21 protein-coding genes are annotated in these 24,218 nt (G+C 59.7%); 7 read left to right on the top strand and 14 right to left on the bottom strand.

The annotated features are described in order from the left end of the window. Entirely contained in the window at positions 1–2,154 is a 2,154-nt protein-coding gene (locus tag ACIOTL_RS05905) for an acyltransferase family protein (protein WP_332595402.1), read from the bottom strand. 298 nt (positions 2,155–2,452) lie between these two features. Between ACIOTL_RS05905 and ACIOTL_RS05900 the strand changes: the two genes are divergently transcribed. Then, the gene (locus tag ACIOTL_RS05900) at positions 2,453–3,055 is read left to right on the top strand and encodes a TetR/AcrR family transcriptional regulator (RefSeq protein ID WP_388022667.1); all 603 of its coding nucleotides are present in this window, start codon (positions 2,453–2,455) and stop codon (positions 3,053–3,055) included. 40 nt (positions 3,056–3,095) lie between these two features. On the opposite strand, the gene ACIOTL_RS05895 is transcribed toward ACIOTL_RS05900, so the two are convergent. From ACIOTL_RS05895 to ACIOTL_RS05880, 4 genes are all read right to left on the bottom strand, one after another. Further along, positions 3,096–4,097, bottom strand: coding sequence for an NADP-dependent oxidoreductase (locus ACIOTL_RS05895; protein ID WP_400342085.1), 1,002 nt, complete (start codon positions 4,095–4,097; stop codon positions 3,096–3,098). Positions 4,098–4,304: 207 nt separating this feature from the next. Then, entirely contained in the window at positions 4,305–5,906 is a 1,602-nt protein-coding gene (gene groL / locus ACIOTL_RS05890) for a chaperonin GroEL (protein WP_105657612.1), read from the bottom strand. Between the two features lie 33 nt (positions 5,907–5,939). Next, positions 5,940–6,236, bottom strand: coding sequence for a co-chaperone GroES (gene groES / locus ACIOTL_RS05885; protein WP_133833647.1), 297 nt, complete (start codon positions 6,234–6,236; stop codon positions 5,940–5,942). Between the two features lie 204 nt (positions 6,237–6,440). Then, complete coding sequence (locus tag ACIOTL_RS05880) at positions 6,441–7,982, bottom strand: amino acid permease (protein WP_400342083.1); 1,542 nt, start codon at positions 7,980–7,982, stop codon at positions 6,441–6,443. 455 nt (positions 7,983–8,437) lie between these two features. On the opposite strand from ACIOTL_RS05880, the gene ACIOTL_RS05875 reads away from it, so the two are divergent. Both ACIOTL_RS05875 and ACIOTL_RS05870 read left to right on the top strand, forming a co-directional pair. Further along, on the top strand, positions 8,438–9,679 hold the full coding sequence (locus ACIOTL_RS05875) for an SAM-dependent methyltransferase (RefSeq protein WP_400288475.1): 1,242 nt from the start codon (positions 8,438–8,440) through the stop codon (positions 9,677–9,679). 155 nt (positions 9,680–9,834) lie between these two features. Beyond that, positions 9,835–10,977, top strand: a complete 1,143-nt coding sequence (locus tag ACIOTL_RS05870; RefSeq protein WP_332731262.1) for a glutamate--cysteine ligase — start codon at positions 9,835–9,837, stop codon at positions 10,975–10,977. A 27-nt stretch (positions 10,978–11,004) separates the two neighbouring features. On the opposite strand, the gene ACIOTL_RS05865 is transcribed toward ACIOTL_RS05870, so the two are convergent. Both ACIOTL_RS05865 and ACIOTL_RS05860 read right to left on the bottom strand, forming a co-directional pair. Next, positions 11,005–11,679, bottom strand: coding sequence for a FadR/GntR family transcriptional regulator (locus ACIOTL_RS05865; protein ID WP_400342082.1), 675 nt, complete (start codon positions 11,677–11,679; stop codon positions 11,005–11,007). After that, positions 11,676–12,947 (bottom strand): CynX/NimT family MFS transporter, encoded by a 1,272-nt coding sequence (locus ACIOTL_RS05860; RefSeq protein WP_400342080.1) that lies wholly within the window; start codon positions 12,945–12,947, stop codon positions 11,676–11,678. The genes ACIOTL_RS05865 and ACIOTL_RS05860 overlap by 4 nt, the downstream gene beginning before the upstream one ends. Before the next feature lie 224 nt (positions 12,948–13,171). Between ACIOTL_RS05860 and ACIOTL_RS05855 the strand changes: the two genes are divergently transcribed. Beyond that, positions 13,172–14,341 (top strand): metallophosphoesterase family protein, encoded by a 1,170-nt coding sequence (locus ACIOTL_RS05855; RefSeq protein WP_400342078.1) that lies wholly within the window; start codon positions 13,172–13,174, stop codon positions 14,339–14,341. Between the two features lie 181 nt (positions 14,342–14,522). Here the strand turns inward: ACIOTL_RS05855 and tsaD are convergent, their stop codons facing one another. The 7 genes from tsaD to coaA all read right to left on the bottom strand — a co-directional run bounded on the left by tsaD (position 14,523) and on the right by coaA (position 20,131). Continuing rightward, positions 14,523–15,593 carry a tRNA (adenosine(37)-N6)-threonylcarbamoyltransferase complex transferase subunit TsaD gene (gene tsaD / locus ACIOTL_RS05850; protein WP_400342077.1) on the bottom strand — a complete coding sequence of 357 codons (1,071 nt, stop codon included), beginning with the start codon at positions 15,591–15,593 and terminating at the stop codon, positions 14,523–14,525. Next, complete coding sequence (gene rimI, locus ACIOTL_RS05845; RefSeq protein WP_400342076.1) at positions 15,590–16,081, bottom strand: ribosomal protein S18-alanine N-acetyltransferase; 492 nt, start codon at positions 16,079–16,081, stop codon at positions 15,590–15,592. The genes tsaD and rimI overlap by 4 nt, the downstream gene beginning before the upstream one ends. Next, a complete protein-coding gene (gene tsaB, locus ACIOTL_RS05840) occupies positions 16,081–16,755 on the bottom strand; it encodes a tRNA (adenosine(37)-N6)-threonylcarbamoyltransferase complex dimerization subunit type 1 TsaB (RefSeq protein ID WP_400342074.1) in 675 nt (224 codons plus the stop codon). The genes rimI and tsaB overlap by 1 nt, the downstream gene beginning before the upstream one ends. Next, positions 16,748–17,326 (bottom strand): tRNA (adenosine(37)-N6)-threonylcarbamoyltransferase complex ATPase subunit type 1 TsaE, encoded by a 579-nt coding sequence (gene tsaE / locus ACIOTL_RS05835; protein ID WP_400342072.1) that lies wholly within the window; start codon positions 17,324–17,326, stop codon positions 16,748–16,750. The genes tsaB and tsaE overlap by 8 nt, the downstream gene beginning before the upstream one ends. Next, positions 17,319–18,518 (bottom strand): alanine racemase, encoded by a 1,200-nt coding sequence (alr, locus tag ACIOTL_RS05830; RefSeq protein ID WP_105657634.1) that lies wholly within the window; start codon positions 18,516–18,518, stop codon positions 17,319–17,321. Before alr ends, tsaE begins: the two co-directional genes overlap by 8 nt. Before the next feature lie 144 nt (positions 18,519–18,662). After that, positions 18,663–19,061: a large conductance mechanosensitive channel protein MscL gene (mscL, locus tag ACIOTL_RS05825; protein WP_105657635.1), complete on the bottom strand. Its 399-nt coding sequence runs from the start codon at positions 19,059–19,061 to the stop codon at positions 18,663–18,665. A 110-nt stretch (positions 19,062–19,171) separates the two neighbouring features. Next, entirely contained in the window at positions 19,172–20,131 is a 960-nt protein-coding gene (gene coaA, locus ACIOTL_RS05820; RefSeq protein ID WP_105657688.1) for a type I pantothenate kinase, read from the bottom strand. A gap of 167 nt (positions 20,132–20,298) precedes the next feature. Between coaA and glmS the strand changes: the two genes are divergently transcribed. From glmS to ACIOTL_RS05805, 3 genes are all read left to right on the top strand, one after another. Beyond that, the gene (gene glmS / locus ACIOTL_RS05815) at positions 20,299–22,170 is read left to right on the top strand and encodes a glutamine--fructose-6-phosphate transaminase (isomerizing) (protein WP_332487181.1); all 1,872 of its coding nucleotides are present in this window, start codon (positions 20,299–20,301) and stop codon (positions 22,168–22,170) included. Positions 22,171–22,257: 87 nt separating this feature from the next. Further along, positions 22,258–22,608: a holo-ACP synthase gene (locus tag ACIOTL_RS05810; RefSeq protein ID WP_105657637.1), complete on the top strand. Its 351-nt coding sequence runs from the start codon at positions 22,258–22,260 to the stop codon at positions 22,606–22,608. 161 nt (positions 22,609–22,769) lie between these two features. After that, a complete protein-coding gene (locus ACIOTL_RS05805; RefSeq protein ID WP_400342070.1) occupies positions 22,770–24,218 on the top strand; it encodes an NAD(P)H-hydrate dehydratase in 1,449 nt (482 codons plus the stop codon).

Below are 24,218 nucleotides of genomic sequence, written 5' to 3'. Positions count from 1 at the left end.
TTATTCCCAGTTTGTTGCTTCCTTGAAAGAAGAAGCGAACTGGCGCTTGGCACTGAGCACGAAGGTCTTGGACAGGTGCGAATCATCCAGGTACGTCAAGACGTTGCCTATGACAGCTTTGCAGACCCCCTCGGGGCAGAGCAACCCCGTCATGTCCAGGGAAACAACCTGATCGCCATAATCATTGGAATCCAGGAATTGCTCCACTGGATTCACGCTGTTCAAGGCGTAGCCGGCCGAACCATCGCAGTTGGCAGGAAGTCCCTTGTTCGAATCCACGCATTCCGGAATGGAGTAGGTATAGCGCGGGGTATCGCGCATCGCGATGACCCGGCTTCCGGCATCGAGCAGCGGCTGGATCATCTCGGCGTAGTTGTCCACCAGGATCTCCTGCTCCCCCGGGCTGCGAAGCATGTCATCAGGGTCCGCTACGGTCTTGCTGGCCGTGGTCAGCACCATCTGCGGAGCCAGATCCGCTACGTATTCCTGCGCCGCGTCCTGGAAACCGGAGCAGGCTTCTTCCACGCGGTCAGCATCGGAGCCGTAGCGGCAACCCGGTTCGTACACCAGGATCCAGCTGCCGCCAGCTTCCTCGATCATTGCCGAAGCCGCCGCGGACCAGTGCTGCATGTGCGAATCGCCCAGCAGTACCAGGTCCGGCGCTCCCCCGTCGAAAGTGCCGCCCTGCTCGCAGAAGTGGATGCGCTCGTCATCTGGAGCGTTCGCCCCTTCGCAGACATCGCCGGGAGTCTGCCATTCGCTATCCAGTTCGGTCGCCAGCGGCAGGGTCAAAGCCGCAGGTGACGGATCCCAGTCATCTTCGGCGTTGGCCCCGGGGTTGTCGGTGGCGGTCTGCGCCGCGGCCATGGCCCTGCGGTGCTCGACGTTGTTCTCCCAGGCCATCACCGGAAGGCTGGCTACGCCAAGCCCCACAGCGACCACGGCAAACTGGGCAATGAGCTTGAACCCGGTTTGCGGAATCAGGCGCGAGAAGCTGGCACTGGCTTGCCAGGCGATGGCCGGTTTCTCGACGAACTTGGTGGTGGCCCACGAAGCGAGGATCGAGGCAAGAATCAAGACACTGCCGGCAGCGAAGGAAGCCTTCTCGTTCCCGGAGACCTCAAGGTAGAAGACCAGCAACGGCCAGTGCCACAGGTACATGCCGTAGGACAGGTCGCCCAGCTTTACCAGCGGGGGCAAGGAAAGCAGGCCCGACGGGTTGGCCCAGCTGCGCGGTGCCGGAGCCGAGATCACCAAGGCGGCGGCGACCGTGGGCACCAAAGCCATGAAGCCCGGGAACTGCCCCTGCACATCCAGTACGGCGCCACTGCCTATGACGGTGGCCAGGCCGGCCCAGCCTCCGATGCGGCGGATCTTCTCGGGCAGGCTGGAGAGCCACGGCAATGCCAAGGCGAGCAGCGAGCCGAGGGCGAATTCCCATAGGCGCGCGCCCGTGTGGAAGTAGGCCACCTGCTGGTTGGTGGCGGTGATGTGAATGGAATACGCGAGCGAGCCGAGGAAGATGGCTCCGAAGGCGCCGCCTGCTACGGCGGCGAAGCTGTGCCGGGAGAAGAACTTCTTCCAGAGCAGTGCGCTGCCGGCAAGAACCAGCGGCCAGATGATGAAGATCTGTCCCTGGACAGACAGGGACCAGAAGTGCTGCAGCGGCGAGGCGGCGGCAGTGTTGAAGGCGTAGTAGTCCACCTGGTGATCCGAGAGGTACCAGTTCTGCCAGTAGAACAGCGCGGCATTGGACTGGTCGATCAGCTCCAGCCAGCGCGTACTAGGCAGGATGATCCATGCCGCGATGACCACGCCAATGATGACTACCGCCGCTTGCGGTATCAGGCGCGAGAATCGATGCAGCCAGCCGTCGAGCAGAGGCGGGCGCTGCCCGCGGGCGATGCGCCGTGCGGTGGAAGAAGTGAGGAAGAAGGCGGAGAGCATCAAGAAGATGTCCACACCGCCGGAGACCCGGGAGAACCAGATGTGATAGCACATCACCAGCAGGACTGCGAGGGCGCGAAGTCCCTGCAAATCAACTCGGAAACCGGCACGCTGGGTGCTTGTCCGAGACTGATCCAAGGTATGGCTCACTGGCTGCGCTTTCTTCGGGGACAGGTAATTGTCCTCGGCGTTTTCTACTTGATTCACGTCAGACAACCAACCATCTTATCAATTCGCCATGGCCACACCGTGCGAGTTGACGCTGCTGCCGCTGTAAAGCAGCGTATATAGATTGACCGTATTGGCCTGACCTGCTCAGGATTAGCTGTCGAAATTCGAGAACTGGCGCAAAGTTCCACGGCGGTTTGCCGCCCAGCCATCGTCGGCACGGCGGCAAATTGTTGCTTGGCCAGGTGAGCGAAGTCAATCCGCGCATTCTGAAACAACAGCTTTCTTGATTAGACTCATGAATAACTCTGATCAGTTCTAGCCGAGGGGCTCCCGGGTGACGTCTTCAACTCCTATGCCAGGACGACGCGAACGCAACAAGCAGGCGAAGCTTGAACGGATCATCTCCGCGGCCAGCGAACTCTTCGCGGCACACGGTGTCGATGAGGTCACCACGCAGCAGATCGCCGACGCGGCGGATATCGGAACCGGAACCCTTTTCCTCTACGCCAAGTCCAAATCCGAGCTGCTGCTCATGGTGCAGAACCACCGCTACGAACGCTCCTTGGAGCAAGGCATCGAGGCCTCCAAATCAGCAAAGACCGCGCTGGAGGCAACCATGGCCCTTTTGGTACCGATCATCGACTGCAATCGGAAGCATGTCGACAACGGGCGCTTTTATCTGCGCGAAATGGTTTTTGGCGATTCGGCGGAACCGCATCATGCCGAAGCCCTGCGCATAGCGGCGTTGACCGAACAGGCGATTGCCGAGCTCCTGGGCACGCATAGGAATCTGGAGGCGCCGGAGGCAGCCAGGATTGCGCGGGCCATCACTTCCATCCAGTTCCTGGCGATGGCTACTGCTGCGGACCCGGCACTGGCCACAGCTGAAGTCGCCCGGGGCATCCGCGCTCAGATTGCTGCAATCCTCCCCCACTGACGAGCAAAGCGCGCCCACCGCCCAGGCGAACGCGCTCGCTTTACTTCTGCTGCATGGAGATGACGGTCTTGCCGCGCCGGCCACCAGCCTCCATCGATTCAAGGGCCTCTGCAGTTTGCGCAAAACCGAAGACCTGGCCCACCACGGGCGTCAGGACCCCAGAGTCCACCAGTTCGGCAATGCCTCGCAGCTGCTGGCCGCTGGGCTTCATGAAGAGGAACTCGTACCCGACACCCAGCTTCTTGGCCTTCTTGAGAACTGACCGGCTTAGCGCGCGGACCGCCAAGCCCATCACCGGATTCAGCCCTGCTTCCTTGGCGAATGCCGGAGTCGGCGGACCCGAGATGCCGATGACCTTCCCTCCAGGGCGCAGGACTCCCAGCGACTTGGCAAGCGTTTCGCCGCCCAGGCTGTCAAGCACCAGGTCATAGCCCGAGATACTTACCTGGAAATCCTCGGTCTTGTAGTCGATGACTTCATCGGCTCCGAGCTCCTGCAAGAATTCGGCGTTCGTCGCCGAGGCTGTTGTCGCGACGTAAGCGCCCAGGTGCTTGGCCAGCTGGATGGCGATGGTTCCGACGCCGCCAGCGCCAGCGTGGATGAGTACTCGCTGCCCCGGCTGCAGATTTCCCCGCTCAACTAGTGCCTGCCACGCAGTCAGTGCAACCAGGGGCAGCGAGGCCGCTTGCACCAGGTCGATGGAGACAGGCGCCTTCGCAATATCCATTTCATTCACGGCAATGCGCTGGGCGAAAGCTCCGATCCGATGATCTCGAGGGCGGGCAAAAATCTGGTCCCCTACCGTAAAGCCGCGGACTCCTGAGCCGAGCCCGATCACGGTCCCTGCGACGTCGTGGCCGAGAACCAGCGGCATCTTGTAGGGCAGGATTGCCTTGAATTCGCCTGCGCGGATCTTCTCGTCAAGCTGGTTGACGCCAGCGGCCGCAATCTCGATAAGCACCTCCCGCTCCCCCAACTCAGGTTCAGCGACCTCGGCCTGCACCAGGGCACCCTTGTAGTTTTCGAGAACGAACGCGTGCATGGAAGATCTCCTGTACGGATATGAAATGGGCATCAATCTTTGACTGAGTTCAATTATGAGCGCACTCATTTATCGTGTCAATGAGCTGGGTCACCCCGGGTGGATCGTTTTCTGAGAACAAAAAGCCGCCGCTGGATCCAGGAGATAAATCCTGGATCCAACGGCGGCTTTCGCTCACGAAGCAATGCTTCGGTGACGGGCTAAACCCTAGTGGCCGTGCGCCTCTTCAGCTTCTTCAGCCTTCTCTGCCACCAAGGTCTCGGTGGTCAGAACCAAGGCCGCGATCGATGCTGCGTTGCGCAGTGCCGAGCGGGTTACCTTGACTGGGTCGATGACGCCTGCGTGCAGCAAGTTCTCGTAGACACCGGTCTTGGCGTTGAAGCCTTCGTTGGCTGGGGACTCTGCCACCTTGGAAGCAACTACCGCACCGTCGAAGCCGGCGTTGGTAGCGATCCAGAAGAGCGGCTGCACCAGCGCGCGGCGGACAATCGCAACGCCTGCTGCTACGTCGCCTTCGGTGGCTGCGATGCGGGCATCGGTATCCAGCGAAGCCAGCGCGTCGACCAGGGCGGTACCGCCGCCGGCAACGATGCCCTCTTCCAGGGCAGCACGGGTGGAGGACACAGCATCCTCGATGCGGTGCTTGCGTTCCTTCAGCTCGACCTCGGTGGAAGCGCCCACCTTGATCACGCCGATGCCGCCGGACAGCTTGGCCAGGCGCTCGGACAGCTTCTCGCGGTCCCACTCCGAATCGGTGCGGTTCAGCTCAGCCTTCAGCTGGGCTACGCGCTCTGCGACATCTTCCTCGGTGCCAGCGCCATCAACGATGGTGGTGGAATCCTTGGTGATGGTCACGCGGCGTGCCGAGCCGAGTACCTCGGTGCCAACCTGGTCCAGGGACAGGCCCAGTTCCGGGGAGACAACCTGGGCACCGGTGAGGATAGCCAGATCCTGCATCATTGCCTTGCGGCGGTCGCCGAAGCCTGGAGCCTTGACGGCTACCACGTTCAGCAGGCCGCGCAGCTTGTTGACCACCAGGGTGGAAAGGGCTTCGCCCTCGACATCCTCGGCGATGATCAGCAGCGGCTTCTTCGCTTCCAGGACCTTTTCCAGCAGTGGCAGGAATTCTGCCACGGTGGAGATCTTGGCTGGGTTGATCAGGATCAGTGCGTCTTCCAGGACAACTTCCTGGCGCTCCTGGTCGGTGATGAACTGTGGCGAGAGGTAGCCCTTGTCGAACTGCATGCCTTCGGTCAGGACCAGCTCGGTAGCGGTAGTCGAGGACTCCTCGATGGTGATCACGCCATCGGTGCCCACGGTCTTGAAGGCCTTGGCCAGCAATTCGCCGATTTCATCCGACTGCGCGGAGATCGCGGCTACGTTAGCAACCTTGTCCTCTACGGCAACGGCGTTAGCGGCCAATGCGTCCGAGACGATCTCCACAGCCAGTTCAATGCCCTTGCGGACATCGCCCGGAGCGGCGCCTGCGGCGACGTTCTTCAGGCCTTCCTTGACCAGGGCCTGAGCGAGCACGGTGGCGGTGGTGGTGCCGTCGCCTGCTACGTCATTGGTCTTGGTGGCTACTTCCTTGGCCAGCTGCGCGCCAAGGTTCTCGTATGGATCTTCCAGATCGATCTCACGCGCAATGGTGACACCGTCATTGGTGATGGTCGGGGCGCCCCAGGTCTTGGCAAGCACCACATTGCGGCCGAGTGGGCCGAGGGTGACCTTCACCGTGTTTGCGAGCTTATCAATGCCCGCTTCGAGGGCGCGTCGCGCTTCCTCGTTGAATGCTAGCTGCTTAGCCATGCATTTTCTCCTGAAACTTTAGAGAGGTTGGCGTTACTTTACGACGACTGCCAGTACGTCGCGAGCCGAGAGCACCAGGTACTCTTCGTTGCCGACCTTGACCTCGGTTCCGCCGTACTTGGAGTACAGGACTACGTCGCCTTCTGCAACGTCCAGGGGAATGCGGTTGCCGTTGTCATCGATGCGGCCTGGGCCTACGGCGACTACGGCGCCTTCCTGTGGCTTTTCCTTAGCGGAGTCTGGGATGACCAGGCCCGAAGCGGTGGTGGTTACGGCTTCGACCTGCTTGATGACAATGCGGTCTTCGAGCGGCTTGATGGAGACAGACATGGTCTCTCCTTTTCGTGTATGAACCAATGGTTGTAGGGGTGCGCCCTATGGCATTGGACCAACCGTCGTCGCGGTGCCAGTTGGTGGTATCCAGTCAGGCGGTGTGTAACGCTGCAAGCTGCAGATGCAACTTCCATCGTGACACCCACACATGACTTTAGGACGAGCTTTAGCACTCGGTCAAGGCGAGTGCTAATCATTGCCCTACTTCTTCACACCGGTTCGCGCAGAGCGCACAGCCGCGGACTCTTCGATATCCTCCGGAGCGTCCAGATCCATCTCGGTGAGCTTGACCATCTTGGACTTGGTCACCATGCGGTGCACCAGCCACAGTCCGAGGAACAGCGGCAGCCCGATATAGGCCGAGAGCACTTCCAGCCCGTGGCCGGCCAGCACCGCTTGGTAGTTCTGACCGACGATCACGGCAATCAGCATCAGGAAGGCCACGATGGGTCCTAGCGGGAAGAGCGGGGCCAAGTAGGGCAGGTCCTTCACGCTGTAGCCCTGGGCGAGATAACCGCGGCGGAAGCGGTAGTGGGATACGGCAATACCCACCCAGACGATGAACCCGCACAGCCCCGAGACATTCAGCAGCCAGGTATAGGCCGCACCCTGGCCCACCAGGGCGGTGAGGAACCCGAAGAGGCCTACCGCAGCGGTGGCCAGCAGAGCCATGATCGGCACGCCGCGGGAGTTGGTGCGCCCGAAGATCTTCGGAGCCTTGCCATCGTGGGCCATGGAGTAGAGCATGCGGGTTGAGGCGTAGAGCCCCGAGTTGCCAGCCGAGAGGATGGCGGTGAGAATGACCGCGTTCATGGCAGCAGCGGCAAAAGCGATGCCGGCCCGCTCGAAGACCAGGGTGAAGGGCGAGGAAGCCACGTCGGCTTCGCCGCTGGCCAGCAGGCTCGGGTCGGTAAACGGAATCAGGCAGCCGATGATGAAGATGGCACCGATGTAGAAGAGCATGATGCGCCAGAACACCCGACGGATGGCCTTGGGCACTTCGCGGCGCGGATCCTTGGCTTCGCCTGCGGCGACACCCACCAGCTCGGTGCCCTGGAAGGAGAATCCGGCAATCATGAAGACCGAGACGATGGACAGCCAGCCGCCATGGAAGACATCCTTGCCTTCGCGCCAGTTGGCCAGCGGATCGGTGTGCGCGCCGAGCACCCCGAAGATCATCAGCACGCCGGCGGCCAGGAAGGCGATGACGGTGACCACCTTGATCATGGCCAGCCAGAACTCGCCTTCGCCGAAGGCCTTGGCGGACAAAGCATTCAAGGCGGTCAAGGCCACCAGGAAAGAGCCGGCCCAGACCCAACCGGGGACATCAGGCAACCAGAAGCTCATCACGATGCCAGCGGCCACCAGTTCCGCCGCGACAGTGATGGCCCAGTTGAACCAGTAGTTCCAACCGATGGCGAAGCCGAAGGAGGGGGAAACGAAGCGGGTAGCGAAGGTCTGGAAGGATCCGGCCACCGGGATCTTCGCGGTCATCTCGCCCAGGGACTGCATGAGCAGGTACACCATGAGACCCACCGCGGCGTAGGCCAGCAGCGCGCCGCCGGGACCCGCCTGGGCAATAGTGCCGCCGGAGGCCACGAACAGCCCGGTGCCGATGGAACCGCCAATGGCGATCATCTGCAGGTGGCGGCTGCTCATGCCGCGCTTAAGCTGGTTCTGCACCAGGGGTGCGGGATCCACGGCCTTTGGACCGGTTGTCGACGTCACTGTCGTTCGCTGCATAGGTTTCATCACAGGTGCCATACAACACCAGTTCCACAGGGGAATGCGACGTGGATCACTTCAGGTCTTGCTGAGGACATGCAGCCGCTTGCAGCAAGCGGGGCGAGTTGGTCCAGCGAACCGTTTCCTAGTGGCGGAGAACTGTAAAACAGCGATAGGGCTACTCGTTAGCCAGATGGTCCAATTAGCAACAAGCATTACTCTCTCTAACCAAATCAATGCCCATGAGATAGTGATACTTAGTCTTTTGGTTTCAGGGCTTCACACCTCCCGGCTTCGAACTGCTCTTGCCGCAACTGCTGGGCGGCCGGATCCCGGAGCTTGGCGAAGCCCGCTTGGCAATTCTGTGAATTCTGAATGTGACGCGTTTTTGTCACATAGATCACTGGCCCTGCGGGCTGGGCACACCGAGAGGGCCAGTCTGTTCCAAGACGCATCAACGATAGTCTTGGATCATGGCCCAGGCTTCAAATGACTCCACGCTCAATGAACAATTCGCCGCCCTGCTTTCGGAAGACGGCTGGAAGCTGCTTTCCACCATCGACCCGTCCATGGTGGCCACCAAGGATGCTGCTTGGTCGCTGAATGAGAAGCTGCGCAAGGAAGGCCACGACGCCCAGGTGGTTCGCGCCGTCATGGCGCAGGCCGAGCTGCGTTTCCGGGCGAGGGTGAAATTCGGCCCCTTTGCAGACTCGTTGATCTTGACCCCGGCCGGACTGGAGCAGGCCACGCGCCTGACCATCGCCGGGCTGCATGCCCGCCGCTACACCAATGCCGGTTCCACCCACGTCGCCGACCTCGGATGTGGCATCGGCACCGACTCCATTGCGCTGGCCAGCGCTGGCGTGCAGGTCACCGCAGTAGAGATGGATGAAACCACCGCGGCAGCCACAACACTGAACCTGATGCCCTTCGACAATGCCACTGTGATCCACGGCAGCGCCGAGGACACCGATCTGACCGGGGTTGACGGCGTCTGGCTGGATCCAGCCCGGCGTACCGACGTGAAGGGAAGCACCCGCCGACTCTTTGACCCCGAGGCGTTTTCCCCGCCCCTGTCTTTCGTGGAGAAGCTGGTGGACTCCGGGCTGGACGTCGGAGTGAAACTTGGTCCGGGCCTGCCCCATGAAGCGATTCCGGCGAACGCCGAGGCTGTCTGGATTTCGGACCACGGCTCGGTCATCGAGGCCTGCCTCTGGTTCGGCAAGCTCAAGCGCAAGGACATCGCCCGTGCCGCGCTGGTCATCGACAAGGACGGCGCCCACGAGTTGGCCAGTGCAGCTGCCGCGGCAAATGATCAGCCAGCCCCGGTAGGCGAATTGGAAGCGCACATCTACGAACCAGATGGCGCAGTGATCCGTTCCCACCTGATCTCGACCTTGCTGGAGCGCACTGGCGGCCACCTGCTCGATGAGCACATCGCCTACTTCACCCATAACCAGCAGATTTCCACGCCGTTTGCCCGCGGATACAAAGTCATGGCAGTGCATGACTACAACGTGAAGAAGCTGCGCAGCTGGGTGAAATCCAACGGCATCGGCACATTGGATATCAAGAAGCGCGGAGTCGACGTCACGCCCGAAGAATTGCGCCGCATTTTGCTGGCAGGCTCCCCCAAGAGCGCCAAGAACAAGGCAACGCTGATCCTGGCTCGCCTCGGCGACAAACGCGTAGCTTTCGAGGTCATCCCGCACTAGTCTGGGGTGACGCAGGTCCCACCGGAGCATTGTCCCGGCAGGAGCGGCGCAATACATACAATGAGTATGGAGAAACATCGAGGAATCGGTGGACGCTCCATCCACTTTGTTCGGCTCCGGAGCATTCCGTCCGAGACGTCATCAATAGGAGCGCCGTGCAGAAAATCGAGTTCGCCCACTCTTCCCAATCCACTATCGGTGTCGAATGGGAAATCGCCTTGGTCAATCGCGAAAGTGCGGACTTGTGCTCGGTTGCCGAGAGTATCCTTGACCAGCTCAAGGATGAGGCCGGTCTTGACCGCGAAGATGAGCATCCGACAGTGAAGCCGGAATTGTTGATGAATACCGTGGAGGTGGTCACCGGTGTCCATACCAACGTGGCAGACGCGGCTGAGGAACTGCGCACCAACGTGCGCATGCTCAACGAGGTCGCCGGAAACCACGGCGTGGACCTGTATTCCGCGGGCTCCCATCCTTTTGCCGCGCCGACCTTGCAGCCGGTGACGGACAAGGACCGCTATGCCAAGCTGATTGACCGCACCCAGTGGTGGGGCCGCCAGATGGTGATCTACGGCGTGCACGTGCACGTGGGCTTGGACGATCGCGAAAAAGCGCTTCCAATCACTGACGGTTTGATCAACTACCAGCCGCATTTCCAAGCGCTCAGCGCCTCCTCCCCCTACTGGGGCGGGGAAGACACCGGCTACGCTTCGCAGCGTTCGCTGATGTTCCAGCAGCTGCCAGCTGCCGGGATCCCCTTCCACTTCGATTCATGGTCCGAATACGAATCCCACGTTACAGACATGCTGCACACCGGGGTTATTGATGATGTCTCCGAGATCCGCTGGGATGTGCGTCCGGTACCTCGTTTGGGCACCGTGGAAATGCGCATCTGCGATGGCGTGAGCTCTCTGGATGACATTGCCGCCTTTACCGCACTGACCCAGTGCCTGGTGCACGACATGTCGCTATCAATCGAAGCCGGCTACAAGATTCCTGTCATGCCGGCCTGGTTCCGAGTGGAGAACAAGTGGCGCGCCGCCCGCTACGGGCTGGATGCCATCATCATCCTCAACGCCCAAGGCGACGAGATGCTGGTGACCGACCACCTGCGCTCAGAGGTCAAGCGCCTGGCACCGATTGCCGAGCAGCTGGGATGCGCCGAGGAACTGCAGGGCATCATCCGTTTGATCGAACGCGGGGCGGAATACCAGTTGCAGCGCAATACCTTTGCGGCTTCGGGCGGGGATTTCAAGGCAGTGGTGCAGGAAAACGTCCGGCGCATGAAGGCTGTTTAGTCCGGGCAGAGCCCTTGAAGTCAGGAATTAAGGCATCCAGCTCATGCAGTAATCAAGATTCTTGATAACAGTTCGAGCTGCTGCTTCGGGATCGCCTGCTTCGATTGCGTCTACCAGTGATTCGTGGCCCTCGTGCAGGCAGCCATCGAATCCGTCGGAAAGCCTCTGGACCATCTTGGTTCCGTGGAAAACATCCCCGAAGCTCTCATAGATCTCATGCATCAGCGGAACACCGGAAGCCCGCGCCACTTCCAGATGGAATTTCCAGTCGGCTTTCGCCCACGCAGGATAATCCCGGTTTCCCCATGCTTCGCTTCGCTGGCCCAGCAAAGCGCGCAGCTGTTCGACTACTTTTGCATCAGCGGCTTTGGCAGCGAGCCGGGCCGACTGGGTATCCAGGGCGAATCGCACCTGGAGCACGTCCTGGTCGGAGTGGTCGCGGTACACCCGTTGGGCGGTGCCGCTGATCTCGCTGGTCGCGCGCACGTAGGTGCCATCTCCACGGCGGACCTCGAAGATCCCCGTGCTGGCCAGCGCCTTGATGGCTTCGCGCAAGGTCCCGCGGGAGACGCCCATTTCCGCCATCAGCTCGGGTTCAGCCGGAATGCGGTCCCCCACCTTCCAGCGGCCGTGCGCTACGGCGCTCTGCAGCTTCGCCACAACCTCTTCGGACAAGGGCGGACGCAATGGGGTCTTGCTCATGGCCGCTCCGCTTCAGCCGAGCCGTCCACTTCGATCAACGGATGCGAATCGGCTTCGGTACGCAGGCCGCCCAGCTTGTAGCAGAACAGAAGCTGCACCACAGCGAAGGCGAGGATGATCACCAAGCCAACCGTCCAAGATCCCAATGCGCCCTGCATGAGCCCCAGGGCGAAGGGTCCAATTGCTGCAATCAGGTAGCCGACAGATTGGGCCACCGTGGACATTGCTGTCGTTTCTTCTGCGCTGCCGCCACTGCGGCTGAGCATGAGCATCACCAGCGGGAACACCCCGAAGCCCAGGCCAATTAAGACCGAGCTGATCAAGGACAGTTCTACCGGCAAGAGCAGCAGAGCGATAAAACCGAGTACCGAGCAGCTGGTAGTCAGCACGAAGGCACTGCGCAGCAGGGCCGGCTTCGAAGCCATCCAGAGCATGATCATGACTGCCGGGATACTGACTCCCTGCACGATGCCCAGCATCAAGCCGGCATCAACTGGCTCCAGCCCGCGCGAAATGAGGATATGCGGCAACCAGCTGACCACGGTATAGACCAGCAGCGACTGGATGCCGAAAACAGTGGTGAACAGCAAGCCCTTGCGCGTGGCCAGTAGCGGCCATGGAGAAACATGCGTGCCCTTCTGAACAGCGGAACGCTTCCCGGAGATGGACAACGGCACAAATACCAGCAAAGCCAGGCCGGCGGGAATCGCCCACAAAGCCAATGCCGTCGTCGGCGAACCCGCCTTCACCGCCAGCGGGACGCTGATTGCGGAGGCCAGCGTCGCGCCGATGGACATGGTGGTCGTGTAGGCCGCGGTCATCGACGCGGCGCGGTTCCCGTGGTGCTCTCGAATAAATGAGGGCATGGCCACATTGCAGATGGCCAAGCCGCACATGCCTACCACGGTGCCGGCCAGCAAAGCCCAAGTTGAATCGACAATGCGCAAGGCCAGCCCAGCGGTGAGCAGCAGCAAGGACAGGGCGATGCCCAGTTCCAGTCCGGTCCTGCGGATCACCAAGCTCGTTGCCGCGCCAGCCACGGCAAAGCACAAAACTGGGATCGTCGGCAGCAGCGAAGCGATGAACGTGCCGTACCCCATCATCTCCTGCAGGTCATGGAAGAGCGGAGATGCCGAGGCAATGCCCATGCGCAGGTTCAGGCCCACGAGGATTACGGCGGCGATGGCTAGCGCACCAGCCAGCCACGGGGATTTGCCTGGCGCATTGGCGGTCGGCGGAAGCACTGAATCAGAGGCGTTGGTGATCACGTTTAAACATTAGACGTTTGATGTTTGCTGCGGGGAATCTTGTGACCTGACACACGCTCTGAAAGGAACATATTCGAAGCGCTAGTTCGATCGTTTTATTTATGCACAGGGACAAATACGGACTGCCAATGTTCACTATCCGGTCACTAGGCATCCCTACGCTCTAGGAGTTATCAGCCGACTGGCTAACTAGCTGGCTATCTATTAATTCGAAAGGCATTCCTGTGAGCAATTCTTCTTCTGTCCCCCGTCGTGGAGTACTGATTGGCAGCACCGCTGCCGCGATTACCGGTCTTTTCGCTGCCAGCAGCACTGCGGCGGCTGCAGCACCGGCCAAGAAGTCCCCGGCAGCCTCCCCGAAGCTCAAGTTCGCTGCCGACGGCAAGTTCAAGATCGTCCAGTTCAATGACACGCAGGATGGGCCGCGCACCGATCGCCGCACGCTGGAGCTGATGGACAAGGTCTTGGATACCGAAAAGCCTGGGTTCGCGCTTATCAACGGTGATGTCATCAATGGCTCGGCAAAGACCACCACCGAGGTCAAGCAAGCCATCAACAATGTAGTCCAGCCAATGGAATCCCGTGGTATCCCTTGGGCTCTGACCTTTGGCAACCATGACGAGGATTCGATGCCGCACGGCACGAATATGACCGATGCCAGGATTCTCGATTTCATTCGGGGCTACGAATTCAACGCCAACGCGAAAAATGACAAGATCCAGGGAGAATCGAATTCGCAGCTGCTGATCGCGTCATCCAAGAACGCCAAGCCTGCCTTCGGCATCTGGCTGCTTGATTCGAATCGCTACGCGCCAGATACCCTTGGCGGCCAGGACTTCGAAGGCCTCATGTCCTACGACTGGATCCGCCCGGAGCAAATCGCTTGGTATCGCGAAGCCTCTAAGGCAACAGAAGCACGCTACGGCAAGGTCCAGTCCTTGATGTTCTTCCATATCCCGCTGTGGGAGCACCACCACATGTGGTTCGGAGCCCAGTTCACCTCGAATGATGCCGATCATCAGAAGGCGGTCAAGAAGCACTCCATCGAGGGAGTCAAGAACGAGGGAATCTACACCGGTGCATTCAACTCCGGCATGTTCACTGCTCTGCAGGAACGTGGAGATGTTCGTGGCGTGTACTGCGGCCACGACCACATCAACACCTTCAAGGGCAACTACTACGGTATCGAGCTGGGTTACGCGCCGGGTACCGGTTTCGGCACTTATGGTTTGGGCGGCACCGAGAACCACGAGCTTCGTGGCGCTCGCGTCTTCGAGCTGGATGAGAACAAAGACGGGGTCTACACCGGAACCCGCACGGTATTTGCCAAGGATTTGGGAATCGATATGGGCACTAAGACGCAGCCGCTCGACGAGCCGCTTCCGCTGCCATAGTCAACATGGCTTGCTGCGCGCTGAATACTCGACGCGCAGCAATCCAATGGAACCGAAGATCGCAAGGATGCTGGTGATTCCGGAATTGGCATAGTTCTCATTGCGCGTGTATCAGGATTGCGCGAAGTCTCCGGCCCTGCTGGGAAACCGATTACATACCCAGCGTTAGGAACTTATGCGATTACCGCAAGGTAATCCGTGTGACGGGCTGCGAAGAATCCGTAGCGAAGTCCAACCCCGATGGGGCCACGCCATCTGCGACCAACTGGGCACCAAGCGCAGCAACCATGCCACCGTTATCCGTGCAGAGGCTGAACGGTGGAACCATAAGCTCGATTCCTGCCGAAGTGCAACGAGCCGCCAGCAGTTCGCGCAAGCGGGTATTAGCTGCAACTCCCCCGCCTAGCAGCAAGGTCTTCAGACCTTGTTCCTGCATTGCGCGCACAGCCTTGGACGTAATCACGTCTACGACAGCTTCCTGGAATGAAGCGGCAATGTCAGCAACTGGGATCTCTCCGCCGTTGGCCTCGAAGTGCTCGACGCAACGGGCTACAGCAGTCTTCAGTCCTGAGAACGAGAAGTTGTTGCGGTGCTTGCCAGGATTCTCGGTACTGCCCACGAACTTCGGCAGCGACAAGCCGCGAGGGAACCGGAATGCCTTTCGGTCTCCATCCCTGGCCGCCTTGTCGATAGCCGGACCGCCTGGATACCCAAGACCCAGCAAACGAGCAGTCTTGTCATAGGCTTCACCGGCTGCATCATCAATCGTGGAGCCCAACAGCTGCACGTCGTTAGTCAGCGAAGTGACCTTCAAGATTTCGGTATGCCCGCCTGAGACCAGCAGTGCTCCGAAAGTAGGCGGCAATACGGTTCCTTCGAGAACGCCAACACCTACGTGAGCAACCAAGTGGTTGATCCCGTACAGCGGTTTGCCGGTAGCCAGGGCCAAGGCTTTGGCCGCTGATACGCCAACCATGAGGGCGCCGGCCAGGCCGGGACCGCTGGTCACGGCGATGGCATCAATGTCCTCAAGAGTCAGCTCCGCGGTATCCAAGGCGGACTGCAGGGTAGGCACGAAGGCTTCCAAATGAGCTCGCGCAGCGATCTCGGGAATCACGCCACCAAAGCGTACATGCTCATCCATGGAGCTGGAGACAGCGTTAGCCAGAAGCTTGTTGCCGCGTACGATGCCCACGCCGGTTTCATCGCAGGAGGACTCAATGCCTAGTACTACGGGTTCGGTGATGCTCATGCGTTGCGTTCTTCCTCTTGTCCTTGCTGTGCATCCAGCGGGAGTCTCATAATTAGTGCATCAACCCCGCCTTTGTAGTACCCCTTGCGGCGGTGGATGGTAGTGAATCCGATGGATTCATACAGGCCAATAGCAGTGGGGTTATCAAAGCGGACTTCGAGCATCACATCCAGTGCATTTTTCTCACCAGCCGTCTTGATCAGCAGGGACAATAGCTTGCGTCCCAGGCCTCGACCTTGGTAATCAGGGTGCATGGCGATGGTCTGCACATCGGCAATCGGCAAAACCACGCACAGGCCGGCATAGCCGACAACTCGACCAGAGTCTTCATAGACCCAGTAGGTGCGGGTGTCGCGCTGCGCTAGCTCGGATTCGAAACCAGCCAGTGGCCATGCATCCTCGGGAAACAGCTGCTGTTCCAACTCGTGGACGGCCAGCAGATCCTCGGCAGCCATGGGACGCAGGATGACCTGGTTCGCCTCGTTCATCACTTAGCCTGCTTCATGAACGCCGGAACCTGTGCATCGGATTCGCGCAGGTACTGCGGCGAAGTGTCAGACAGATCCTTGCCCGCAGCCAGATCGCTTATGCCTCGGCGGACGAGGTAGCCAGCGTTTGCAATCCATTCAAAGGACTCAGGCATGGGCTTGGCCCCGGCTTCTTCCAATTGCTCGGCATAGATTCCGGCGCCAATGCCGTAGACCGGCAATGCAGGAAGGGCTGAAGCAGCTGAAACATGCGGGCCATCAACCATGGCTCCATCCTGGTCGTAGCGAGCCCAGTACACTTCTTTGCGGCGCGCATCGGAAGCCACAATGAACTGTGTCGGAGCCTCGCCTGCATCCAGCACCTGTTCGGCGAGCGCATGCAAGGACATCACACCATGCACGGGTACCCGCCATACGAAGCCGAAGGTACGCGCGGCAACCAAGCCAACGCGCAGGCCGGTGAACGGGCCCGGCCCTACGCCAACGATAATGCCAGCAAGGTCTTGGCCTTTCTGTCCATGAGCGTCCAAGAGCTCCTTGACGTATGCCGACAGGGTTTCGGTCTGGTCATTCCCCTTGGATGAAACCCGCTGGTCGACAACTGAACCGGTGGCTTTGTCAACCAGTGCCACCGATGCGTTGGCGGAGGTGTCGATAGATAAGTAGTTAGGCATGCTTCTCTTCCGTGTGCTGCGCAGTTACTGCAGACAGTAAAGTGTCTTTCAACTGGGCAAAGGTGTCCTCGTCCCAGCGCGGGCCGATTCCCTTCAGGCTGAACAACCGCGGCTCGTCCAGCTCTTCCTCCGATTCTTCCCACGGGTTGGCACTCGGTGCGGCCAGGGCTTCGCGGTCCAGCTGGATTTCCAGACGCGAGTCCGTGATATGTTCCACCTTGCCCAGCCCCCACTCCACAACGGTGACTGAATCAGCCAGCGTTGATTCGAGATCCAGGGTGTCCACGTCGTCGTGGCCCTTCAAGCGGTAGGCATCCACGTGGATCAGTCCGGGGCCATCGCCTAGCGCCGGGTGCTGGCGGGCCAAAACGAATGTAGGCGAGATGATTCCCTCGCGTACATTCAGTCCCACGCCCAGCGACTGAGTCAGAGTCGTCTTACCAGCGCCCAAGGCCCCTGTAAGAATCACCAAGTCTCCGGCTTTGAGCTGGGTACCAAGAGCTTCCCCCAGCGCTTCGGTAACAGTGAGGTCATCTAGTTGGCAGGAGAATTCCCGCACCGGGTTACTCACCGGCTTCACCCCAGCTGCCTTCGATGTAGTAGCGGGGCACGCGCGGAGAAATGCGGGTTACCACTTCGTAGTTGATGGTGTTCGCCGCATAGGCCCAAGTGTTCACCGACTGCCCGCCTTTACCGAAGATAATCGCCTCGGCGCCGAGGAAGTCCTCAGGCTTGATGTCCGCGCCCAGATCAATGACGCACTGGTCCATGGCGATGCGTCCGCGTACCGGGTAGGTGCGTCCGTTAACTGTTACCGGCGCACCTGTTGCGATGCGCGGCAAACCGTCTGCATAGCCCATGGGGATCAGCCCGAGGTAGGTCTCCGCTTCAGTCTTGTAATTCAGGCCGTAGGACACGCCCTGCCCCGGATGGACCTTCTTGACGTTAGCCACGCGGGTCTTCACTGTCATGGCTGGACGCAGGCCGAAACTTTCTGGCGAGTCGGTTTCAAAGGGGCTCAGGCCATACAAGCCCAACCCCAAGCGCACCATGTCGTGGTGTGAATCAGGTCGCGAAAGGATACCCGGCGTATTGGCGATATGGCGCACTTCAAGATCGAAGCCGGCTGCTTCTACCAGTTCTATGGCCTTGTTGAAGATCTCCAGCTGCTCGTCCGTTTCGGGCCGCTCTGGCTCATCTGCGACCGCGAGGTGGGAGAAGATGCCAACTACGCGCAGCAGTCCTTCTTCTTGGAAGTCGCTGGCGCGGTTCAACAGATCAGGCAGGGCATCCATAGTGGAGCCATTGCGGCCAAGTCCTGTGTCCACCTTGATGTGGATACGTGCCGGTGTCTGCACGGCACGTGCTGCGGCGGCAACGTATTCAAGTTCCCAGCCTGAGACTCCCAGATCAAGACCGGCATCAATGGCGGCCTCGAATGGGGTGTCCTCGGTGTGCAGCCAGGCCATCATGGGAGCATCGATGCCCGCTTCACGCAGGGCGAGAGCTTCCGTCGCATGGGCACACCCGATCCAGCGGGCGCCACCTTCCAAGGCGGCTTTGGCTACGGGGATAGCTCCATGGCCGTAGGCGTCTGCTTTGACGACGGCCATAACTGCAGCTGGGGCTACAACATCAGAAATCTGCTTGACGTTGTTGCGGATGGCCGACAAGTCAATGACTGCACGACGTTCAAATCCGATAGCCTGTGCACCGCTGGTGCTCTTTGTCAGGTTGCTTTCTTCAAGCGCTTCAGAGTTCACCTATTCATCTTCGCACTTTTCGGTTCCGCTTGCCTTGTCCACCCGTGCGCAGTTCGGCACATAGTGCGAGTTAAAGTCGGAAGGGGCGGACCCAAGCAACTGTGTTGCTGGGTCCGCCCCTTGGAGACGGATGTTTGTCAGGGCTTAGCGCAGAGTCTTCAGCTCGTCGCGGATCTGGGCGAGCAGCTCCAGCTGTGGATCTACTTCTTCCTCTGGCTCTTCTGCACCGGCAGCACGGCGTGCAGCCAGTCGCTCGTTGAGCTTGGTCATTGGCAGAACCAGCGCGAAGTAGACAGCTGCAGCAATCAGCAGGAAGTTGACCAGTGCAGTGAGGAAGACACCGAACTTGATGTCAACGCCGTCAATGGTTAGCAACAAGAAGCTGTCGAAGTTTGGAGATCCAACCAGGGCAGCGATCAATGGCATCAGCACATTATCGACCAAGGCGGTGACTACGGCGCCGAAGGCAGCGCCGATAACAACAGCAACGGCCAGATCGACAACGTTGCCCTTCATAATAAAATCGCGGAAACCTTTTAGCATGGTTAGAGCATACACAGGAAAATCACAGCAAGACTACGAATTTGGGCTCCGATCTGTAATAGTTCGGCAAATTCACAGAAATCGTTTGCTTAGATATCAGCTGAAGAAGCCTAGATTTTCCTCAATAGCATCCTGCGCACCGAGTGATCCGCCGCCTTGCGCAGTACTAATTGCGCCCGCCCACGCGTAGGCAAGACGTTTTCCCTGAGGTTCGGCTCGTTAATGCGCTTCCAGATACCGTGAGCAGTTTCCCGTGCCTCGACATCAGTGAGCTGGGCATAGCGGTGGAAGTAGCTGGCCGGGTCGGAGAAGGCACCGGAGCGCAGACGCATAAACCGCTTAATGTACCACTCTTCGATATCCGCGGTACGCGCATCCACATAGACGGAGAAGTCGAAGAAGTCGCTCAGGGCCAGGCCCACGGTTCCATCGGAACGGGTTCGAGCAGGCTGCAATACGTTCAGTCCCTCGACAATCAATACCTGCGGTGAGCGGATTACATTGCGCTCCCCCGGGATGATGTCGTAGGTCAGGTGCGAGTAGACCGGAGCACTTACTTCTGGGGCACCAGACTTTACCGCCGAGACAAAGCGCAGCAGCGCCCGCCGGTCATAGGATTCGGGGAACCCCTTGCGGTGCATGATCCCGCGGCGCTCAAGCTCGGCATTCGGGTACAAGAAACCATCAGTGGTTATGAGCTGGACATCAGGCGTATGCGGCCAGCGGCGCAGCATTTCCTGCAGTACACGAGCAGTTGTGGACTTTCCCACGGCAACCGAGCCGGCGACGCCGATGACAAAAGGCGTGCGGCTGGTCTGCTCGCCCAAGAAGGTAGTGGTTGCCTGATGCGTCGCGCCGGCACCCTCGACATAAAGCGACAGCAGGCGGCTCAGTGGCAGGTAGACGTCCCGGACCTCTTGCAAGTCCAGCTGGTCGCCGAGGCCGCGTAGCCGCTCAATGTCCGAATAATTCAGCGGCTGTTCCATTTGATTGGACAGGCGCGCCCATGTCTCGCGCTCCAGTTCAACGAAAGGCGAGATAGGCGTTTCAAGTGTTCCGTGTGGTTCCACGAGGGTAAATTCTGCCAAGAATATGCTCCACATCCCAATTAACAACATCAACAAGGCAATTGGATTAGTCAAAAAACGGCCGACTGGTGATCTAAGACATAGGTAATTCTGAGTGCTCCGACACGATTATTCCCATCGATAGGCATTGAACCGGTAGGATTTTTCCCATGTGCGGAATTGTTGGATATGCAGGAACCTCGAGCCAGGTCGCCGATCATGGCGCCCTCGACGTTCTAATTGAAGGTTTGCGTCGGTTGGAATACCGCGGCTACGACTCGGCTGGTGTCGCTGTTGTTGCCGATGGCGCCATTCATTCTCGTAAGAAGGCCGGCAAGCTGGTCAATCTGGAAAATGAAATTGCCGAGTCCCCATTGCCTAAGTCGATGACCGGCATTGGGCATACCCGTTGGGCAACCCACGGTGGTCCGAGCGATCAGAACGCTCACCCACACTTGGCCGATGGTGGCAAGCTTGCCATGATCCACAACGGAATTATTGAAAACTTCGCCGGCATCAAGGCCGGCTTGGCAGCCGAGGGCGTTGAATTCCTCTCGGATACCGATACCGAGGTTGCCGCAGCTCTGCTGGGCAAGCTCTACAGCTCCGAGGCCGAAGGCGATTTGACCCGCGCCATGCAGCTTGCTGTTCAGCAGCTCGAAGGTGCTTTCACCCTCTTGGCAGTTCACCAGGACCACCCAGGTGTTGTCGTTGCGGCTCGCCGCAACTCCCCTCTGGTTCTCGGTCTGGGCGATGGCGAAAACTTCCTGGGTTCGGATGTCTCCGGCTTCATCGACTTCACCCGTCGTGCCGTAGAGCTGGGCCAGGACCAGATCGTAACCATCACCCCGGATAACCATTCCATCACCGACTTCGACGGCAACCCGGCCGAAGGCAAGGAATTCACCGTTGACTGGGATGCAGCCAGCGCTGAAAAGGGCGGCTTCCCATCCTTCATGGAGAAGGAAATCTTCGACCAGCCTGCAGCTGTTGCCGACACCCTGCTGGGCCGCTCGGACGCTGATGGCCGACTGACCCTGGACGAACTGCGTATCGCTCCAGAGGAACTGGCCGAAATCTCCAAGATTGTTGTTCTTGCTTGCGGCACCTCGGCATATGCCGGCTCCGTGGCCAAGTACGCTATCGAGTCCTGGTGCCGTATCCCGGTAGAAGTTGAGCTCTCCCACGAGTTCCGCTACCGCGAGCCAATCGTGGACGAAAAGACCCTGATCGTTTCGATCTCCCAGTCCGGCGAAACCATGGACACCTTGATGGCTGTGCGTTACGCCAAGGAGCAGGGCGCCAAGACCATGTCGATCTGCAACACCAACGGATCGACCATCCCACGCGAATCGGATGCGGTGCTGTACACCCACGCTGGTCCGGAAATTGCTGTGGCTTCCACCAAGGCATTCCTGGCACAGATCACCGCAACCTACCTGCTGGGCCTGTACCTGGCGCAGCTGCGCGGCAACCTGTTCCAGGGCCAGATCAAGGACATCCTTGCCGACCTGGGCAAGATCCCTTCCAAGATCCAGGACGTCCTGGACCGCGCGGAAGAGATCAAGGATCTGGCACGCAACATGTCAGATGCCAACTCCGTGCTGTTCCTGGGCCGCCACGTAGGCTACCCGGTAGCAATGGAAGGCGCCTTGAAGCTCAAGGAAATCGCCTACATCCATGCTGAAGGCTTCGCCGCTGGCGAGCTGAAGCACGGCCCTATCGCCCTGATCGACGATGGCCAGCCAGTGTTCGTCGTAGTTCCTTCCCCTCGTGGTCGCGACTCGCTGCACTCCAAGGTTGTCTCCAATATCCAGGAAGTGCGCGCCCGTGGCGCTAAGACCCTGGTTATTGCCGAAGATGGCGATGCTGCGGTCAAGGACTTCTCCGAGTGGGTCTTCTACGTGCCAGAAACCCCAACCCTGCTGATGCCTCTGCTGGCCACCGTGCCACTGCAGATCTTCGCTTGCGAACTGGCATCCGCCAAGGGCTTCGATGTCGACCAGCCACGCAACTTGGCCAAGTCGGTGACCGTGGAGTAATCCACCGAGCACCAGAATTGCGGGCATTCCCTTTCCGAGAATGCCCGCAATTTTTATGCCCTGCAAGCACTGGATAAACTGATAGGCATGATTGCAGGAATTGGAGTGGACATCGTTGATGTGCCGCGTTTTGGCCGCCAGCTCGAGAAGACTCCACGCTTGCGTGAACGGCTCTTCACCGAAGAAGAGCGGGGCCTGCCCCTGCGATCCCTGGCGGCCCGCTTCGCGGCCAAGGAAGCCATCGCCAAGGCACTGGGAGCTCCTGCGGGCATGAACTGGCAGGACTGCACTATCCGCAAAGATGAAGCCGGTGATCCCCAGGTTCACAACACTGGTTCAGTGGCCGCTGCCAGCGAGCTGCGTGGCATCAAATCATGGCATCTGACCATGTCCCACGATGGAGATATGGCTATCGCAATGGTGGTTGCAGAACGCTAGGCACCAACGCCACGACGAAAGAATAACGACACGCATCTCATTAAATAGGGCATCGCACAGGTGCCTTGAGTATTGTTTGTCTTATGATTCCTGTCTACAGTGTTGCGCAAATTCGTGCGGTTGAAGCCCAGGAGAACTCCAAGCGGGGCGAGACCAGCTTAATGAAGCAAGCAGCCGCCCATTTGGCTTCAACGGCAGTCGCCATGCTGACCGAGAATTCCAGCGCCGATCCGGCTTTCGTGGTGGCGCTTATCGGCCCGGGCAACAACGGTGGAGATGGCTTGTATGCACTGGCAGAGCTCCAATTGCAGAAGATTTCCACTCTGGCTCTGCAGTGCCACGAACAGATCCATGCCGAAGGTGCTGCAGCATATCAAGCTGCCGGCGGTACCGTGCTGGACCTCTCCGACGGTCAAGGCGAATTAGCTAATGCCTCGCTCATTATTGACGCCATCTACGGCCTTGGATACCGTGCCGGCTCTGATTTGCCGAAGCTTCCTGCTGGCGCACGGGTGCTGGCATGCGATATTCCTTCAGGCCTGGATCCTGAAACGGGCGTTGCGCAGGACTCTGTTCTTCGCGCAGAACGCACGGTAACTTTCGGTGCCATGAAATCCGGTCTTCTGTCTGTAGACGGACCGCTGGTTACCGGTGACATTACCGTGGCAGATCTCGAATTCGACTTTTCTTCCGTCCAAGCTGGAACGCAGCTTGTGGACGAGGTGGCCACTCGCGAGCTGCTGGACCAGCACCGCTCTTGGCGGGATGCCGGACGGCACAAGTACCAGCGTGGAGTCCTGGGACTCATCGCCGGTTCCGGCCTTTATCCCGGAGCTGCTCAGCTGACCGCCAAGGCCGCTGTAGCCTGCGGCGTCGGATTGCTTCGCACCCACGTGCCAGAATCCATTCAGCCGCTCATGGCCGTCGCCGTGCCGGAGTCCGTGCCACTGGATGATGAGCAGATCAAGGAAGCGCTGTCTTCCTCCCGCCGTCAGATTCACGGCAAGGGCGCCAAGATCAAGGCTTGGGCCATTGGCCCGGGCTTGGATGGACGCACTCCCCCGACTGGCGCCATCGCTGATGTCTTTGCCAGCCCGCAGCCGGCCGTCATTGACGCGTCCGGATTGGAAGTCGTTCCTGCCGGCCCAAGCGAGCAGCCTCGCGTGCTGACGCCTCATGCCAAGGAACTGCGCATGCTGCTCAGCCGCGCTGGAGTGAAGATCACTCCCGATGAGATTTCCCAGGACCCGATTCGCTGGACCCGGTGGGCCGCCCTGGCATACAACGCCGTGGTCCTGCTCAAGGGACCAACCAGCTACATTGTGGCCCCCAATGGCGACAGCCTGATGGTGAGCCACTCGGCACCAGAATTGGCCACTGCAGGCAGCGGCGATGTCCTGACCGGCATCCTGGGCTACATGCTCTCCGACAGCTCGCTCACGGGCACCGAAGGCCTGCGAACCGTGTCTAACCGTCGCATGATGGAACTGACCGCGTGTGCCGCTTACATTCATGGCCACCTGGGCCGGGTGACCGCTTCAGAGGGAACTGTCAATGCTTCGCGCCTGATCGAGAACCTGCCTAAGGTCATGAAGCAGTTCGGCTTCTAG

The sequence above is a fragment of the Glutamicibacter sp. NPDC087673 genome (genome assembly GCF_044743255.1).
Taxonomy (GTDB): Bacteria; Actinomycetota; Actinomycetes; order Actinomycetales; family Micrococcaceae; genus Glutamicibacter.
This window is presented reverse-complemented; position numbering and strand designations above follow the sequence as displayed.